At 33.2% G+C, this 17,140-nt stretch carries 16 protein-coding genes and 1 pseudogene; 14 read left to right on the top strand and 3 right to left on the bottom strand.

What is annotated here, in order from left to right:
- Positions 1-8: 8 nt before the first annotated feature.
- Both LBV24_RS07970 and LBV24_RS07965 read left to right on the top strand, forming a co-directional pair.
- Positions 9-196: pseudogene (locus LBV24_RS07970) on the top strand (DUF4266 domain-containing protein).
- A 12-nt stretch (positions 197-208) separates the two neighbouring features.
- On the top strand, positions 209-418 hold the full coding sequence (locus tag LBV24_RS07965; RefSeq protein ID WP_224478095.1) for a hypothetical protein: 210 nt from the start codon (positions 209-211) through the stop codon (positions 416-418).
- On the opposite strand, the gene LBV24_RS07960 is transcribed toward LBV24_RS07965, so the two are convergent.
- Complete coding sequence (locus LBV24_RS07960; protein WP_224478093.1) at positions 379-1,602, bottom strand: glycosyltransferase; 1,224 nt, start codon at positions 1,600-1,602, stop codon at positions 379-381. The genes LBV24_RS07965 and LBV24_RS07960 overlap by 40 nt on opposite strands.
- A 394-nt stretch (positions 1,603-1,996) precedes the next feature.
- On the opposite strand from LBV24_RS07960, the gene LBV24_RS07955 reads away from it, so the two are divergent.
- The 12 genes from LBV24_RS07955 (at position 1,997) to LBV24_RS07900 (ending at position 15,637) form a co-directional block, all read left to right on the top strand.
- The gene (locus tag LBV24_RS07955; RefSeq protein ID WP_224478091.1) at positions 1,997-2,551 is read left to right on the top strand and encodes a hypothetical protein; all 555 of its coding nucleotides are present in this window, start codon (positions 1,997-1,999) and stop codon (positions 2,549-2,551) included.
- Between the two features lie 6 nt (positions 2,552-2,557).
- Positions 2,558-3,358, top strand: a complete 801-nt coding sequence (locus LBV24_RS07950) for an AfsR/SARP family transcriptional regulator (protein ID WP_224478089.1) — start codon at positions 2,558-2,560, stop codon at positions 3,356-3,358.
- Between the two features lie 198 nt (positions 3,359-3,556).
- Positions 3,557-3,820, top strand: coding sequence for a hypothetical protein (locus LBV24_RS07945; protein ID WP_224478088.1), 264 nt, complete (start codon positions 3,557-3,559; stop codon positions 3,818-3,820).
- A gap of 96 nt (positions 3,821-3,916) precedes the next feature.
- Positions 3,917-4,825: a hypothetical protein gene (locus LBV24_RS07940; RefSeq protein ID WP_224478087.1), complete on the top strand. Its 909-nt coding sequence runs from the start codon at positions 3,917-3,919 to the stop codon at positions 4,823-4,825.
- A 36-nt stretch (positions 4,826-4,861) separates the two neighbouring features.
- Complete coding sequence (locus LBV24_RS07935; protein ID WP_224478085.1) at positions 4,862-5,152, top strand: hypothetical protein; 291 nt, start codon at positions 4,862-4,864, stop codon at positions 5,150-5,152.
- Between the two features lie 131 nt (positions 5,153-5,283).
- Positions 5,284-5,934: a TetR family transcriptional regulator C-terminal domain-containing protein gene (locus LBV24_RS07930; RefSeq protein WP_224478084.1), complete on the top strand. Its 651-nt coding sequence runs from the start codon at positions 5,284-5,286 to the stop codon at positions 5,932-5,934.
- Between the two features lie 7 nt (positions 5,935-5,941).
- Positions 5,942-7,252 (top strand): ABC1 kinase family protein, encoded by a 1,311-nt coding sequence (locus LBV24_RS07925; RefSeq protein ID WP_224478083.1) that lies wholly within the window; start codon positions 5,942-5,944, stop codon positions 7,250-7,252.
- A 162-nt stretch (positions 7,253-7,414) separates the two neighbouring features.
- Positions 7,415-9,262: a WS/DGAT/MGAT family O-acyltransferase gene (locus LBV24_RS07920; protein WP_224478082.1), complete on the top strand. Its 1,848-nt coding sequence runs from the start codon at positions 7,415-7,417 to the stop codon at positions 9,260-9,262.
- Positions 9,263-9,265: 3 nt separating this feature from the next.
- A complete protein-coding gene (locus LBV24_RS07915) occupies positions 9,266-10,195 on the top strand; it encodes an alpha/beta hydrolase (RefSeq protein WP_224478080.1) in 930 nt (309 codons plus the stop codon).
- Between the two features lie 14 nt (positions 10,196-10,209).
- Positions 10,210-11,394 carry an alpha/beta fold hydrolase gene (locus LBV24_RS07910; RefSeq protein ID WP_224478079.1) on the top strand — a complete coding sequence of 395 codons (1,185 nt, stop codon included), beginning with the start codon at positions 10,210-10,212 and terminating at the stop codon, positions 11,392-11,394.
- A 3-nt stretch (positions 11,395-11,397) separates the two neighbouring features.
- The gene (locus tag LBV24_RS07905; protein WP_224478077.1) at positions 11,398-14,628 is read left to right on the top strand and encodes an HAD-IB family hydrolase; all 3,231 of its coding nucleotides are present in this window, start codon (positions 11,398-11,400) and stop codon (positions 14,626-14,628) included.
- A gap of 7 nt (positions 14,629-14,635) precedes the next feature.
- Entirely contained in the window at positions 14,636-15,637 is a 1,002-nt protein-coding gene (locus LBV24_RS07900) for an NAD(P)H-dependent glycerol-3-phosphate dehydrogenase (protein ID WP_224478076.1), read from the top strand.
- Positions 15,638-15,659: 22 nt separating this feature from the next.
- On the opposite strand, the gene LBV24_RS07895 is transcribed toward LBV24_RS07900, so the two are convergent.
- Both LBV24_RS07895 and LBV24_RS07890 read right to left on the bottom strand, forming a co-directional pair.
- Complete coding sequence (locus tag LBV24_RS07895; protein WP_224478075.1) at positions 15,660-16,388, bottom strand: hypothetical protein; 729 nt, start codon at positions 16,386-16,388, stop codon at positions 15,660-15,662.
- Positions 16,389-16,416: 28 nt separating this feature from the next.
- Positions 16,417-17,127, bottom strand: a complete 711-nt coding sequence (locus LBV24_RS07890) for an SDR family NAD(P)-dependent oxidoreductase (RefSeq protein WP_224478074.1) — start codon at positions 17,125-17,127, stop codon at positions 16,417-16,419.
- Between the last annotated feature and the right edge of the window lie 13 nt (positions 17,128-17,140).

Genomic DNA, 17,140 nt, shown 5'->3' with positions numbered 1-17,140 from the left:
TTTTAGTCATTTTTAGTACTTCAAAAAAACCTGAGTATTTCGCTTTGAAAGAATATGAAAAAGTAAATTTAAATGATCCAGACATGGCATTATCTTAGAAAAAATTAAAATTTTTTCTACTAGTTATAAGCTGTATAGAGAAGGTGCGTCAGGTGCAAATGGTGGAAATTTTGGTGGTGGCTGTGGATATAATTAAACTTTTTTATAAGTGAAAGAATTCATTGTATATATAATATTCTTTTACGGTGGTTTAATTTTAGCCCACCAAGACTCTACAAAAGTTTACAAGAAAAAAGTTCTTGAATCCACAGAAGTTGATTTTTTAAGCACTTATAATGTTCAGGATGGGAATAACGCCTCAGTTACTAGAGTTAGCATTCAGTCTATTAATAAATCAGCAACTCTTACCTCATCATAATCCGTGAATTCATCAGGATTTCTAATTGTGATATTTCGTGGTATATTGTCCAACAGTATATTAAACCTTTCCTCGTTAAGTGATTCTATGAAAGATACAAATTCGTTATCTTTTTTCTGTTTGTGGAAGTACCGTTTGTTCATCATGGCTATAGATTTTAGCATTGATAAATAAGGTTGTAAATCTGTAGTTGTTGATGCCTCCTCACTATCTATCCAAGCAATAGGAATTTTAATTATTGACCCCTTTTTGAAGAGTTCTGTTTTGAGGAGTAATTCTATATCGAAGGCAAACTTAGATTCTATTAAGTCATTAATTATATGAGGAATAATTTCGGCTTTAAATGCTTTAAATCCGCACTGAGTATCTACAATATCACCTAAATTAGGTATCAGTCTTTTCCATAAATAAATAAAGAGTTTACCTCGATTATTCCTTACACCTTTTTTTATAACAACTGAATTTGATTCTCTACGTGAACCAAGAGCAACTAATTTATTTTGATGCAATAATGGATCAACCAACAGCATAAGTTGACCTAAATGTGTAGATAGGTCTGCATCTGTATAAATTACAATTGAGTTATCTGTAGTTTTTTGTTGAATGGCATTCCACATCCCATAGACTATGGAACCTCCTTTTTGACTGTCTCTTGTCGAAGTTAAGGATTTTACCACTGCTTGTCCTTGTTCTATGGCGTCAGCTAAAAAAAGAACACGTACCTGGTCATTTAAGTTGTTCTTGTCAATAATATCTTGTGCTATTTTTCCACTTCCTTCAGGACAACCATCATCTACAATTATCAACTCCCACGTGATTAAAGGCTGGTCATTAAACAACCATTGGAGCTGATTAACTTTTCTTAGAAGAAAATCTTCTCCATGTGGATGTTCACTTTTTTTCAGAATTCTATTGTGTTCTTTATAAACAGCGAAGACCACAGAAATCTTTAAGGGTTCTGTTATTTTTGATGTAAGTAGCTTAGACTTGGCAATTTTAAAGGACAGTAAAATGAAAATGAGTGAGTCATCATTTTTACTAATTAATTGCTGTTCTATTTTTTCGATTTCTTGGATATCAAGGTCTTCTAAGATTATTTCTACTGTTTCTGTAATTATTCCAAGATGCCTTTTATTCGTTAAATCAACTTTTTTTGGACAATTTTCAATTAATTCTTGTAGCATTTTTCTGTTGTGATTCAAACCTAATTTAATGTGTTTACCACCAACATATTTGTGGAGGACTCGTAGTATTAAAATCTACTAAGATTTTTCAATAAATGAACTAAATATAGCAAATTGATTTCCAATTAGGAATTCAGTTGTAATAAATAATTCACATTACTAGGTGAATTTTAAAATTCTCCAAACTCATATGCCATTATGGCCTGTCGGCATAAAATCATAAATCTATTATAAAAGTTTGGAATTCTCATTTATGTATGAACTTAGTGAACTGGTGTAAGTAAGCATTACCATAATTGTTATATGGTTCTTTATGTAAAGTTTTCATTGCCTATATTTTTAATTAGTTTATAAAAAAAGAATCGTAATTTGTATGCGATATAAAAATTTTACCATGGAAAAAAGAGCAGGTCAAACAGCTTCATTTATGATTAGGTTTAATCAGATAATATTCGAGGAAGAAGGTGAATCTAAAGTGCAATGGCGCGGAAAGGTGTCTCATGTTCAAGGCGGTAAGGATCAAAGTTTTTCAGACTTCAACGATGCTGTTAAATTTATACAAGAGCGTCTGGCAGATTTAACGATTGAAGCCACTAAGCACGAGTCTCAGGAGGAACAAGAGTCCTTATTGACAAAGAGCCTATCTCTTTGGAAAACTGTTACAAAAGAAGGTCCAAAAGTAATCATGGAAACGATTAAAGATCCGAGAAAGCAAGTTGCTAATCTACAGGATCAGATTAGTGAGTTAGGAGAGGATTTAATGGAAAAAGTACCTATTGATGATTGGAGAAATGCCTCAAGGTCTGATTTTAATACAATTAAAGAGTCTATCTCAGAATTGGTAAATGAGGTGAAAAAGTTAAATACAAAAGTAGATGCAATAAATAAGCCTACAAAAACAAGAAGTACGTCAAAAACAAAAAAGACGACCACAGCCAAAAAGAAATAGCCCTAAATGAGCCATCTCCAAAACAAATTACTTGAGCTTAAAGAGTTTCGGGAGAATGCGAAAATTCGTATTCAAACCTTGGGACAGTTTAACCTGTGGCGCGATAATGAAAAGGTTGATTCTAAACAATGGGGAAGAGATAAAACCGTTCAATTATTACAATATTTAATTTCAAACCGACATCGTCATGCACTTCATAAAGAAAGTATTATGGAGCACCTTTGGGAGGAGGGAGACGACCGCGATTTTAAAGTTGCCTTACATGGTGTCAATAAAGTTTTAGAACCAAATAGGCCATCTCGTACTGAGCCTAGTTTTGTCATTAGGCAAGGTGTAAGCTATCAATTAGATTTAGACAAAATATGGATCGATGTTGAAGCTTTAGAACAATACATTATTATTGGGAACGAGGCCTATGCTGAGGATTTATCGACCTCCAAAGAAGCATATAAATCTGCAATAGCCTTATATCAAGGTGTTTATTTACCAAACCGTATTTTCGAAGATTGGTCCTCTGAAGAACGTGAGAAAATCCAAATCTTAATATTAGGAGCCTATGTTATTTTGGCAGAAATATTGCTTAATGAAAATCCATTAGAAAGTATTCGATTAGCTCAATGTGCCATTGCAATCGATAAAACCTGGGAAGATGCCTATCGTCTACAAATGCAAGCATATCTTATTAAAGGAAATAGACCACAAGCCATAAAAGCATATCAGAAATGTGCGGATGTATTAGATGAAGAATATGGAATAGACCCACTTCCAGCCACGAAAAAAGTACTTCAAGAAATAGAAAGTATTTAATTCCACTCTTTTTATTCGTCACTAATAAATCCTTTTAAGTACCCATAGATAATGGCATTCTTGAATAATTCAGGTCTATAAAGTCTTATTTTTTTTGGCAAGAAATATAGTTTGAACGATTTTTTGCAACTCATTTGTAACTACCTCATTGTACGTTTGTACCATAAAATTGAAATAACGCATTAAACATATACTATTATGGCAACTAAAAAGCAAACGACAATTATTGATAATACCGCAAGAAAAGTATTAGGAATTGCAACTACGGCTAATGATTTGGCTTTAAGTGCAACTGAAAAGGTTTTTGAAAAGTCATTTGACCTCACTGAAAAAGGTATTGGACTTTCTTCAAAAATTGTAAAAAAAGGGTTGAAGGTGTCAGCTAAAAACCAAGATATTGTATTTGATACTTTAGAGACCTTTAAAGGTAAGGCGTCAAAATATTTACCAAAGTTTAAATAATTAAAAATGCAATTACATCAGTGCAACTCATTTGTAACTCACTGATATTATGTTTGTACCAGAATTAGAATTTATAAGACATTAAAAAAATAAATCATGGCAACGAAAACAAGAAAAACAGCTAAGAAAGCAACTAAAAAGGTTAATAAACCAAACGTTGCTAAGAAAGTAAATGAAAGTTTAATCAGTGCATCATTGGCAGCTATTAATACTACCATTGATAATGGTGAGAAATGGCAAAAACTAGCTTCTAAATTAATTAAGAAATCAGAAAAAATTAGAGAGCAACAAATCAATATGATTTTTGATACTGCAGAAGCTGTAAAAGGTCAGTTTATTACTGGTACTGAAAGAGTGAAAGAATTAGTAGGTTATGACCCAGAATTAGTTGAAAAAGCTAAGGATGTAGTAATGAAGAATCCTGTAAGCAAAAAAGTAGTTAATATCGTAGAAGATATTACAGAAACTGTATCTGAAAATCCAATGGTTCAGAAAGCTGAAAAGGCGACTGAGGATTTAAAAAATATGGGAATAGCCAAGTACAAAGAAATAAAAGAGGATGTTTTAGAACAGGCTTCAAAAATTGTTGATATAGCAGAAGATAAAATTGAGGACGCTATTGAAGAATTGAGAAAAGAAGGAAAAAAGACAACTAAGAAAACAAAGGCTAGAAAAACCAAAGCCACTAAAAAAGTAGCTAAGGTTGCAACTAAAACAAAAGGTAAAGTAGCAACAAAAAAGGTTACTAAAACTGTAAAAGTTGATGATTTAAAAATGATCAACGGTATTGGTCCTAAAACAGAAACTGTTTTTAATAAAAACGGAGTTAAAACCTTTGCTGGATTAGCAAAACTTGATACACCTGCAATAGTAGAGATTCTTGAGAAAGAAGGTGTGAGATTTACTACTATACAAGTTGAACTTTGGCAAAAGCAAGCCGAAGTTGTTGTAAAGGAGGGTGTTGAAGGCTTATCAAAATGGATAGAGAATTATAAAACCTCTTAATTGTTTAAGAAGGCCATTACATTAAAATATTTTAAAATGAGCAAGAAAAAAACCATGCTTGATGCACCAAAGAAAATGGTCGTTAAAGCACTAGACAGAACAAAGAGCACTTTAAAATCTGCGAACGGTTATGCACTTAATACAACTGAAGAGGTTGTGTCTGAAGGAATACTCGTGGCAGAGCAGTGGCAAAAGGTTGCTAATAAAGCAATAAAAGGCGGATTGTCTTTAGCAGCGAAGAACCAAGACATATTTTTTGATTCCCTTACAGGTGTTAAAAAGCATATGATCTTAAGTAAGAAAAGATTTGATAAGCTAATGGCATAGGCTAAAAACGTTTATTCAAATTAACTAATTAAATAAAGCCGAGTTACTAGTAAATTGTAGCTCGGCTTTTTTACATTATTCTTCCTAGTTTAACTCAATTCATTTTGTATTTTTAACTGAAAATAGCACTAATGGCTAAGAAGACTAAAATCACAGCTTCAGAAATAATTACTTTTTATATGGATTATGTGGCAAAGCACCACCATAAGCCAGAAACAGTAGAGGATTTCGCAGAATCGCATCAGTTTGACGACGCCATTTTTTATGAACATTTTACTTCATTTAAAGATTTAGAAAAGACTATTTATAATATTCTTTTTGAAAATTCTTTGGCCATATTAAAGCAAAGTCCAGACTACCACAATTTTAGTAAAAAGGATAAATTGTTGAGTTTGTATTATACGTTTTTTGAAAACTTAGCATTAAATCAGGAATTTGTAAAGCAAAATTTAAAAGGTTTAGAGAACCAGCTCAAAGCGCTTTCGACATTTTCAAGGCTTAAGAAGAGTTTTACGGCATTTATTGACGATCTTAATTTAGAAACAATTAGTTTGAATGTAGATAGCATTGAAACTATTCAACAAAAAGCCATAAAGGAGTCAGCTTGGGTCCAATTCTTGTTTATTATGAAGTTTTGGTTAGATGATACATCAGATGCTTTTGAAAAAACAGATATTCTTATAGAAAAATCAATTAATACAGGTGTTGAGTTGCTTGATACTAAGTCGCTTTATAATATCATTGATTTAGTAAAGTTTTTATATAAAGAAAAGATACAATAACAGTAGTATGAAAACGATAAAAAAAATTCCAGTTTCTAAAATTCAGCGCGCATCAAAATTGGTGCAAACCGGAGCAAAAGTTGGGGTTAATTATCTAAAATACTATGGAGATAAGATTGTAAACTCAGAAGTTGAGGCTAAAGAACGCCTCGATGAATCTAATGCAACTGATATTTATGATAGCCTAAAGGATTTAAAAGGGAGCGCACTAAAATTGGCGCAAATGCTCAGTATGGAGAAGAATATACTACCACAAGCTTATGTTGAAAAATTCTCTTTGTCTCAATTTTCTGTACCACCATTATCAGCACCTTTGGTAATGAATACCTTTAAGAAATCCTTTGGTAAGTTTCCTAATGAGATATTTGATGCCTTTAATTCTGAAGCTATAAATGCGGCAAGTATTGGCCAAGTTCATAAGGCATCCAAGGATGGAAAACAGCTCGCGGTAAAAATTCAATATCCAGGTGTAGCGGATAGCATCTTGTCAGATCTAGCAATGGTTAAACCTATTGCCATGAAAATGTTTAACATTAAAGGAGAACATTCTGATGTTTATTTTAAAGAGGTTGAGGGCAAACTTTTGGAAGAAACGAATTATTTACTTGAAATTGAGCAGAGCCAAGAAGTCGTAAAAGCATGCGAGCATATACCAAATATTCAGTTTCCTAAATATTATGCAGATTGGTCATCACGACAAATTATTACCATGGATTGGATGGAAGGTATTCATCTTTCAGAATTTACTAAAATTAATAGCAACCAGGAAATAGCAAATACGTTAGGCCAAGCTTTATGGGATTTTTATTTGTTTCAGATACATAAACTTAAAAAGGTACATGCAGATCCACATCCTGGAAACTTCTTGGTGTCAAAAGATGGACAACTTATTGCATTGGATTTTGGTTGCATGAAAATTATCCCAGATGATTTCTACACACCCTATTTCGAGTTATTTAATATTGAAGTTTTAGAGAATTCCGAATTATTCCATAATAAGTTGTTGGAATTGGAAATCTTACGAGAGGACGATAGGGAAGAAGAAATAGTGTTTTTTACAAATATGTTTCACGATGTTTTAAGTTTTTTTACTCAACCATTTAGAGAAGAAACTTTCAATTTTTCAGACCCGGATTTCTTTGATAAAATTGTGGCGATAGGAGAGCGTTACTTTAAAGATACTCGAAGCAATAAAATGAATGCTAATAGAGGTTCTAGACATTTTATTTATATGAATAGAACATTTTTTGGTTTATTTAATCTTATGTTCGATTTAAAAGCTAAAAACATTAAAATAAATAATTTCAAGAGTTTATAATTATTTGAAAATTTGGATAAAAACTATTGAAATAATATATTATGCATGCATAGTAATTTTATAAAATTTCGTAACTTGCAATAAATAAAATAGTGCTATTTAAGAACTAATTTATTAGATTGAAAAATCGTTCTTTTCATAGTATAAATACAACTATAATTAATGGCGAAAAAAATTGATTTAAAGGAAATTGTTCAGGATGCATTTGGAGCTTCAATACAGCAAGTTTCAGGATATGATGCAGCATTTTTATATGCAGAATCTGCAACTAGCCCTATGCACGTTGCAACCCTGAATATTGTAGAAGGCTCTTTAAAATATCAAGACTTTAAAGAAATTATAGCCTCAAAGCTTCATTTAATACCTAAGTTTAGGCAACGCCTCTTAAGTGTGCCTATGAATTTGGATTATCCGTACTGGGTAGACGATCCAAATTTTGATATAGACTTGCATTTAAACCGAATGAAGCTTCCAGATCCTGCAAATTGGAGAACCTTAAGATATCTTACCTCCAAATTATTTAGTGCACCATTAGATTTAAGACGTCCTTTGTGGTCAGTGCATTTTATTGAAGGTTTAGACGAAATAGCACAAGTTCCAAAAGGATCAGTGGCTATTTTTACAAAAGTCCATCACGTGATGATTGATGGCAGTTCTGGAGTGGGTATAATGAGTGTCTTGTATGATAAAGACAAGGATGGTAAAGAGAAAAAGCGTAAAAAACCAAAGCCATTTAATCCAGAGCCATTACCAGATGAGCTTAGCTTGTTATTAAAAAGTGGTTATGGCTTTTTGAAGAACCCTTTTAAGATTCCTAAAACTGTTGCAGAAACAGCTTACAGTTTTATCAAGAGTCAAGCCACAAGAAAACTGAGCATACAAAAAGAATTTAGCTCAACAAAGTTCCCTGTTCCTATAACCATTTTTAATGGTAACATTTCGGCTAAAAGAACGTGGGGAACGGCTCTTTTATCTTTTGATAGGGTTAATGCGCTTAGAAAGACAGTAGGAGGAAGTTTTAATGATATTGTACTTGCCATATGTTCAGGTGCAATTCGACGTTACTTATTAGAGAGGGAAAAGTTACCAGTACACCCAGTAGTTGCTAATGTTCCAATTTCAATTAGATCAGAAGGTAATAGTACGGAAATGAATAATCAGATTGCAAATATGATGATTCAGATTGCGACGCATATTGAGGATCCATTGGAGCGTTTGGAATATATACAAGAGCAAACCATGTTAGGAAAATCCAGGCATAATACTTTAGGTGCTAAAACACTTTCTAAAATGGCAGATGCTGTACCATTTGGTGTAGCAAATTTAATTGCTGGTTTATATAGTAAATACAACATTAAAGATTTGCATAGGCCACCATTTAACGTTACGATAACTAATGTACCTGGCCCTAGTAATGTATTATATTTAAATGGCCATAAAGTTGTATCTATTTTTGGGTTAACGCCTGTTGTAGATGGTTTTGGGTTAATTATTGCGGCATTTAGTTACAATGGTCAGTTGAGTATCACAACCACCTCTGACTCCAGGACTATGCCTGATGCTGATTTATTTTCTAGATATATTAGAGAATCGGCAAATGAATTAGAAGAATTAGTTCAAAAATTAAAGAAAGAAAGTTCTTCAACAAAATCATCTAAAAAGCAGGACAAGAGCAGAAGTACTTTGATGTTTACAACATTAAGGAAATATCTAAAGGCAAATCCAAAACAGGTAAAGGCACATAAAGGCGTATATTATATCGAAGTTGGTTTAGGTGATAAAACTGAAGGATGGGAAATTGATTTAAGTAAAGCGACGGCAGTAATCAAGAAAAAGAAAAATTTAAAGCCTAAATTGTTGGTAGAAATAGAAGATGAAAGTCTTTATGCACTATACAAAGGCAAATTACTTTTAGACGAATTAAAAATACAAGGCCGTATTAAATTAACAGGATCTGAAACAAATAAGACTAAATTTTTAAATTTCATAACTGCATTTTTAGAACGATAGTTAATGTATTATAATACAGATATATTAAAATCAGCAGATGGTGAATCTATTTGTTTTTACCGATGGAAAGCAAATCCTAACGTACCATTTAAGGGTGTAGTTCAAATTGTTCATGGCCTTGGCGAACACGCAGGAAGGTATAACGAAATGGCGCATCTGTTACAGGAGGAAGGATATTCCGTTTATGCAAATGATCATCGTGCACATGGTAAAACGGCCGAGATGAACCGTCTCTTTGGATATTACAATGGCAAGGAATATTTTGACGATTGTATTGCCGATATGCATGCTTTATCAAATCTCATGCGATCTGAGAATCCCAATTCAAAGTTTATATTATTTGGACATAGTATGGGCTCATTATTTAGTAGAAAATATGTTACTAAGTATGGGGAAGAATTGGATGCATTGATATTATCTGGTACTGCAAGCTTTATTAAGGTTTTAGGTACCATTGGTTTAATTACTGCATCAACTGTAAAAGCATTTAAAGGGAGAGAGCGTGGTAACGCCTTTTTAAAAGATTTCTTCTTTGGAGAGTTCAATAAAAAGTTTAAACCAAACAGAACGAAATTAGATTGGATAAGTACTGATGAAAGGCAAGTGGATATATTTGATGCTGATCCATACCGTACAGAAGATTTCTCACTTGGTGTATTTTTGGATATAATCAAAAATTCAAAAATGGTTAATTCACCTGAAGCTTTTAAGGCAACTCCAAAAGATTTACCAATTTTAATGTTTTCTGGAGATAAAGATCCAGTTGGGGAAATGGGTAAAGGTGTTAAACGTGTGGCCAAACAATATGAAAAATTCGGAATTAAAGATTTTACCTTTAATTTATATCAAGGAGGAAGGCATGAAATGCTCAACGAAATTAATGCAGAAGCTGTAAGGAAAGAAGTAATAGGTTGGTTAAATCAGCGCATTTAAGATTATTAACAGTAATGGAGAATACCCAAGTTTTATACAGAATTTTCACACGATTGGTAACAGCGTTAGGTGTTTTAAATGGTTTGTCATTGAAAAAAGCAAAAGATTTAGCTGCCAAGCAATTCAAAGGTCATCTTTATGAAGATGATATTAGAGTTATAATAGATAATATTGATATAGATGAGCACGAAGATATTGAGGAATTATTTGATGAGACCATTTTAATCTGTGATGAATTAGGTGCAAGTAGAGATTATGTTGCGCTTGTGAAAGTAATAGAAAATGTATCTAGCGCCATTTCTGAAGGTCACGATCCAGAGGAGTATAAATACACAAATGCTTTAGTTGATAGATTTAAAAAGGATATCCATATAATAAATAAGAAGATCCCATTACCACCACTATTCAATATGGTGATGGAAAGTAGATCTTTAATTGAATGGTCGTCTATTTATGCACTGTATCCCTTCATTCCAAAACGAATTAAAGGCAATGGAAGACCAGTATTATTGGTACCTCCATATTTAGGAGATGATTTCTCAACCTCCTTTGTTAGAAAGTATCTTAAATCTCTAGGATTTACTACATATAAGTGGCAATTAGGATTTAATATGGTTAAATCTCATTATATCCCACGCTTAGAGGAGAAATTGGCCGATATTTATGAGCAACATCAAGAAAAGGTGAGTATCGTAGGTTGGAGTGGCGGAGGAATATTTGCCAAAATCATGGCAAATAGACATCCTGATCAAATAGAACAAATTATAACCATTGGATCTCCAGTTTGGGGAGTTATGGATATGAAGACACCGGTTTATGGTGTGTTAGAATTTTTTAGAGGGAAATCATTAAAAGAGCGTAATGAGCGGTTTTTAGCGGAGTTAGAACCTATACCTCAAATACCTGTAACATGTATTTATACTAAAACAGATGGATTAATACCTTGGAAACATTGTATGGAAGCAGCCACACTGAGAAAAGATATTAAAAATATCGAAGTGTTTGGTAGCCACTCAGGTATGGGTGCCAATGTAAGCGTACTATTGGTAACTGCAAATATGTTGATGGCCAATATTCAAGGGAAAAAAATAAGAGATGTTGGCTCAAATATAGAACGTTATTTATATCCAAATTTTTGGAAAAAGGCACGTAGAGTTTTTAATGCAAGGAGAGCATTAGCACAAGTGACAAAGCACTAAGTTATGGACCATATTATTGAGCATCATAAATTTCAGGAAACATTAAAGCAAATTGCTATTGAGCAAAAGCTTGATGTTGAAGATGTAAAAAAGCAAGGTGCGAAATGTATAAAAGAACTTTATGCAGAGCAACATCCTATTGCTAAATTGGTATCTGTAAAAAGCTTTGAATATATTCTTTCAAGGGCTTATAATGATAAAATTGATGTAGATTCAAAAGGCATAAAGAAGCTCATGAAACTGATGCAGAGAAATTCTGTAGCCTTTATCATGACTCATAAAACTTATCTAGACACTCTAGTTTTAATAACAACATTGGCGCGTTACGGTATGCCAATTCCTTATTCTTTTGGTGGTAGTAATTTAGCATTTCCTGGTTTAAAACAATTAGGAAATAATGCAGGACTCATTTTTATTCGCCGCAGTTTTAAGGATGATTTAATTTATAAAGCAGCTCTACGCCATTATATTTCTACAATTATAGATGAAGGTGATCATTTAACTTGGAATATTGAAGGTACACGTTCTAGGACAGGCAAGATTATATACCCCAAAATGGGAATTTTAAAGTACATTAAGGAGGGCGAAGCACAAAGTACTCGACCTATAAAATATGTACCGGTTTCAATTGTCTATGATTTGATTCCTGATGTTAAGGAAATGACAGAAGAGGGGAAAGGGAAAGAAAAAAAGTCTGAAAATGTAAAGGAAGCTTTCAACTACATCAAAAAGTTAGGAAACGATTATGGTCGTGCAGCCATACGTTTTGGTGATCCAGTTGAGATTGAAGAAGATCAGCAAGCCATTATTCCAGATATGGAGGAAGATAGTTATGCAGACAAAAATACCTTACCTCGTTTTGCTTTTGAGCTTATTCATAAAACAAATGCTATAACTCCAGTGACCACTGTTTCGTTAGTTTGCCATGTTTTATTAAATGATTTTGCATTAACTAAGAAAGAGATTGAATTTAAAGTAAATCGATTAATGACCTATATCGGTCAGAAAAAAGAGGATGTGCTAATAGATCGTGGTAATAAGATTGGTGTTATAATCCAAAAAGCCTTAAACTTATTGCAAGGTGCACATATAATTCAAAAAAGTAGAGCAGGTCAACGAGCGCAATACAGTTTGGTACCAACTGAGTATTTGCCGGCAAATTACTATGCCAATATGGCTTCTGGCCATTTATATCATCAGGCATTTATCGAAATGGCCTTGGTGAAAATCAAAGATGACAATTCCAAATATAGAATAAAGCATTTCTGGGAAGAAATAATGAGGCTTCGTAACTTATTTAAGTTTGAATTTTTCTATACAAATAAACCAAAGTTTAGCAGTGAAATAGAAGCAGAATTATTACGATTCGATAAGAATTGGAGAGCAATTATTGCTGATCCAAAAGGAGATATTTCAGCCTTATTAAAAAGACAAGATTTATTTGTGTCTAGAGCCATTCTTTTATCTTATTTAGAAGCTGATAAAGTTGTTTGTCACACCTTAAACAGTTGGGATACTGACGACGATTTTATAGAGAATGAATTTTTAGAATTAGCAATGTTTAAAGGGAAAGAACTGCACTGGCAATCTAAAATTACAAGATTGGACAGTGTATCAAAACCGTTTCTCTTAAACGCACTACGGTTTGCTAAAAATGCCAATTTAGTGCCTGTAGACCGTCAATTAGATTACAAAGGCTTAGAGACTTGGAGTAAGTATTTAGACGATTTATCAGAACGTTTATTTTTCTTAAAGCAAATTGAAATCCATCAGGATAAAGAAGGACTGCATGAAAAATCTATTCCCAAACCTATTGTTACAGAACCTGTTAATGATCATGCACATCATTTAGAGGAGATGGAGGAAGGTCCTCATATCACAGCTTTTTTTGATATGGATAGAACTCTGATCAATGATTTTTCTGCCAAGAAATTTATGACAACCAGACTGTTTAGTGGTGAAACCACTATCAAGGAATATTTAACACAATTTGCAACAGCTTTAGTCTTTGCTACTGGTAATAGAGATTTTGAAATTCTTACAAAAATCGCGGCTCTAGGTGTCAAAGGCATACCAGAATCTGCCTTTGTAGAATTAGGACAGCATGTTTTTGAAGACTACTTAGAAGAAACTATTTATCCAGAATCTAGAGAATTAATAGAAAAGCATATTGCAAAAGGGCATAGAGTAGTAATAATTTCAGCTGCAACGACATATCAAATTAATCCAATTGCAAAAGCACTCGGTATTAAAGATATATATGCTACGGAAATGGAATTGCGTAATGGAAGATTTACAGGCCGTGTAGCAGAAATGTGTTGGGGAGAAGGTAAAGCTAGAGCAGCACGCAAATCTGCTAGGAAATACAAAACAGACTTGTCAAAGAGTTACTTTTACACAGATAGCATAGACGATCTTAGACTATTAAAATTAGTAGGTAATCCTGTAGCTACAAATCCAGATCAGAAATTATCTCAATTAGCGTTTGAAAATAATTGGCCAATTTTAAGGTTTGAAGAACCAGTTGAAAAGCCTATGCTAAATGGATTTAGAACAGCAATGGCAGCCGCAACAATTTATCCTTCTGCTGTAAGAGGGATTGTTAGAGGAGTTATGACCATGTCTAGACAAGAAGCAGCAAACACAACCTTTGCCAGTATTGGGGATTTAGGTTCAAAAATGGCTGGAATGGACATTGCTGTTAAGGGCAAGCATAATTTAGAAGAGATAAGACCTGCGGTTTTTTGCTTTAATCATCAAAGTGCAGCAGATTTCTTCATAGTAATGAAATTAATTAGACATGATTTCACGGGAGTTGCTAAAAAAGAATTAGAACGCACACCAATAGGGCCAATTTTTAAAGCATTAGGCGCTATTTATGTTGATAGGGCAAATAGAGAAAAGGCAATAGAAGCTATGAAACCTGCTGTAGAAGCATTAAAAAATGGTATTTCGGTAGCTATAGCTCCAGAGGGTACTCGTAGTGGAAGCAAAACTTTAGGGCCATTTAAAAAAGGTGCTTTTCATTTAGCAATGCAAGCTGGAGTTCCAATAATTCCTATTGTAATTAAAAATGCCTACATGGCAATGCCAAAAGGCTCTAGTTTGTTTAGGCCTACACATATAGAAGTTGTTGTTCTTGATCCTGTAGATACATCACTTTGGAAACGAAAAAATCTCAATAAGCATATTGAAGATGTTCGAAATTTGTATCTTAATGAATTAGAAAACTAGTACATGCATGAAACTAAATTTTGGGATATTAGGAGGTGGTTCTTGGGGTACGACTGTAGCCTCACTAACAGCGAAGAAAAACAATACCATTTTATGGGCTAGAAATAAAAATACAGTTAACGAAATTAACGATAAGCATACTAATTCAAAATATTTACCAGGTGCCCAATTGAACAAGAATTTAATAGCATCTAATTCAATTAAGGATACGGTTAAAAATGCTGATGTAATTGTTGTAGGTATCCCTTCTCAGCATTTTAGGGAGGTATTAAAAATAGCAAAACCACATATAAGACCATGGGTGCCGATTGTAAGTCTGGCTAAGGGCTTGGAGTTAGATACCAAAATGAGAATGACCGAAATTATAGAGGAAGAATTACCTGGTCATCCAGCGGGTGTTTTAACAGGACCAAATTTGGCAAAAGAGATACATTCAGGTCAAGCGGCGGCAGCTGTAATTGCCATGGTAGACGATACTATTGCCAAGCAATTACAACATTCATTCAGTTCAGGTTTGTTCAGGGTATACACCAATGATGACGTTATAGGTTGCGAACTTGGAGGAGCGCTAAAAAATATTATGGCAATAGCTACTGGAATGGGAGATGGAGCGAATGCCGGAGATAATACTAGAGCAGCATTAATCACAAGAGGTCTATCTGAGTTGACACGTTTAGGTACGGCAATGGGAGGAAAGAGTAGAACGTTTTCTGGATTGGCAGGTATGGGAGATTTGGTAGCCACATGTTCTAGTTCCAAAAGTAGAAATCACCATGTAGGTTTTCAGCTTGGTAAAGGAAAGAGTTTAGAGGAGATAATTGAAGAAATGAATGAGATTGCCGAAGGTGTAAAAACCGCTAAAGTTGTAATGGAATTAGCCAATGATTATAATGTTGATATGCCAATATCTCACGAAGTTTATAAAGTACTTTACGAAGGTAATTCAGTACATGATGCCTTTAGAGGCTTATTAAAAATTGAAAGCGGTTCAGAAAAAGAGCCAGGATAAAAACAGAGTCGATTGAATAATTTTAATTATTAAGTCCTAACATGTCCCTTTCTATATCTGTAATAAGGTAAACTAATTTTTTCTGATCTTCTTTGGCTAATTGAGTAAAAAGTTTGTCGCCTTCAGTTAACATTTCTAGTCCAATTTCAAGTCCTTTGATTTGGCTAATGGTGTACGATTCCTGATTTTTTTTCATTGCAAGGATTAAATATTGAATAATCTCTTTGATTTTTTCAATTTGAATTCTATCGTGCAAAATTTCAAACAGGGACTGGGAAACATCTATAAAATTTTCAATCTCTTCAGGTGGCAAAAGCTTAATGAGTGTATTAATTTTAGATTCGCTAAATGGAGCATTCATTTTGCTTTTTATGGCCTCATTTATAAGATTGTTTTCAAACCGCTCTGCAGCTCTAAATGTTTTCAGTGCTTTAAGACCACTAGAAAGTATAGTGGGTAGATGTCTTCCGTAATTAAAGATTAGCCTTGTGGCATTCAATAAGAGTCTTAAGAGGTTTTTCGGATTTTTAATATAATCATCTAGACTGACAAATGCTTCGTTTAGTTCTTTGCGTTTTGTATAATCTGGATAAATATAATTTAACCAATATTCTCTAAGTATATTAACCGTGTCCTCATCAATTGATTCTGGAATCTCATAATTAGATTTGATATTTTGGTATTGATATCTTTGATGAATTGAATTTCTATAGCCTTCTATTATGGCCTCTAATACTTGTTCCCTATTCATCTACATACTATTTTGATCTAAACGTAATTTAAAGTTTATGGTAGAGCCAGTTAGGTATTATTTTTAAAATCAACGCGATTATATACCATCGTTTGGTAACATAACCAATATCTTTCTTTTTTTTAATAATACTAAAAATTTGATTTGCAGCCTTTTCTTTTGTCGCCATCCAGAAGTGCTTTTTATTTACTAGTCCTGTATCCACAAATCCAGGCCTTATATCTGTAATAGTAATTGGTAGATTTGAATGTTTTGCCTTATGCCTCAATCCCTCTAAATAGTTAATTTGATAAGATTTTGCGGCATGATACGCAGGAGCGATTCGATTTCCTTTTAAACCAGCTATTGAAGTTATTGCCACAAAATGTCCATGACCCATTTTCTCAAAATAACGAAAGCTTTTATCGGCTATTTTAGTGAAAGCTAAAACATTCAATTCATTAGCCTCATTTTCAATAGTAAATCCTAGATTTTTGTCTAAGTGACCTATTCCTGCAGAAAATACGATTAAATCAAGACCACCTAACCACTTTATTAATCCATTAATGACCGCTGAACTTTGATTAGCTGTACAATCAAAATATTCTATTTTTAAATGATTAATATCAAATTGACTTAATTCTTTTAATATTTCTTTTTCAACACCAGTTATACCTACTTTATAATTATTTGCCAACAAAACTTTGGCTAAAGCTCTTCCTATTCCAGTTGAAGCTCCAATAATTATGGCTTTTTTCATTCTCAATGCATTT

The organism is Winogradskyella vincentii, from assembly GCF_020166345.1.
In the GTDB taxonomy this organism is placed as follows: domain Bacteria; phylum Bacteroidota; class Bacteroidia; order Flavobacteriales; family Flavobacteriaceae; genus Winogradskyella; species Winogradskyella vincentii.
Note: the sequence above shows the minus strand (reverse complement) of the source record. Positions and strands in the feature narration are given on the sequence as shown.

Coding starts and splice junctions, on each gene's coding strand:
- LBV24_RS07960 (WP_224478093.1), bottom strand. CDS start 1,602: ATGCTACAAGAATTAATTGAAAATTGTCCAAAAAAAGTTGATTTAACG.
- LBV24_RS07955 (WP_224478091.1), top strand. CDS start 1,997: ATGGAAAAAAGAGCAGGTCAAACAGCTTCATTTATGATTAGGTTTAAT.
- LBV24_RS07950 (WP_224478089.1), top strand. CDS start 2,558: ATGAGCCATCTCCAAAACAAATTACTTGAGCTTAAAGAGTTTCGGGAG.
- LBV24_RS07945 (WP_224478088.1), top strand. CDS start 3,557: ATGGCAACTAAAAAGCAAACGACAATTATTGATAATACCGCAAGAAAA.
- LBV24_RS07940 (WP_224478087.1), top strand. CDS start 3,917: ATGGCAACGAAAACAAGAAAAACAGCTAAGAAAGCAACTAAAAAGGTT.
- LBV24_RS07935 (WP_224478085.1), top strand. CDS start 4,862: ATGAGCAAGAAAAAAACCATGCTTGATGCACCAAAGAAAATGGTCGTT.
- LBV24_RS07930 (WP_224478084.1), top strand. CDS start 5,284: ATGGCTAAGAAGACTAAAATCACAGCTTCAGAAATAATTACTTTTTAT.
- LBV24_RS07925 (WP_224478083.1), top strand. CDS start 5,942: ATGAAAACGATAAAAAAAATTCCAGTTTCTAAAATTCAGCGCGCATCA.
- LBV24_RS07920 (WP_224478082.1), top strand. CDS start 7,415: ATGGCGAAAAAAATTGATTTAAAGGAAATTGTTCAGGATGCATTTGGA.
- LBV24_RS07915 (WP_224478080.1), top strand. CDS start 9,266: ATGTATTATAATACAGATATATTAAAATCAGCAGATGGTGAATCTATT.
- LBV24_RS07910 (WP_224478079.1), top strand. CDS start 10,210: ATGGAGAATACCCAAGTTTTATACAGAATTTTCACACGATTGGTAACA.
- LBV24_RS07905 (WP_224478077.1), top strand. CDS start 11,398: ATGGACCATATTATTGAGCATCATAAATTTCAGGAAACATTAAAGCAA.
- LBV24_RS07900 (WP_224478076.1), top strand. CDS start 14,636: ATGAAACTAAATTTTGGGATATTAGGAGGTGGTTCTTGGGGTACGACT.
- LBV24_RS07895 (WP_224478075.1), bottom strand. CDS start 16,388: ATGAATAGGGAACAAGTATTAGAGGCCATAATAGAAGGCTATAGAAAT.
- LBV24_RS07890 (WP_224478074.1), bottom strand. CDS start 17,127: ATGAAAAAAGCCATAATTATTGGAGCTTCAACTGGAATAGGAAGAGCT.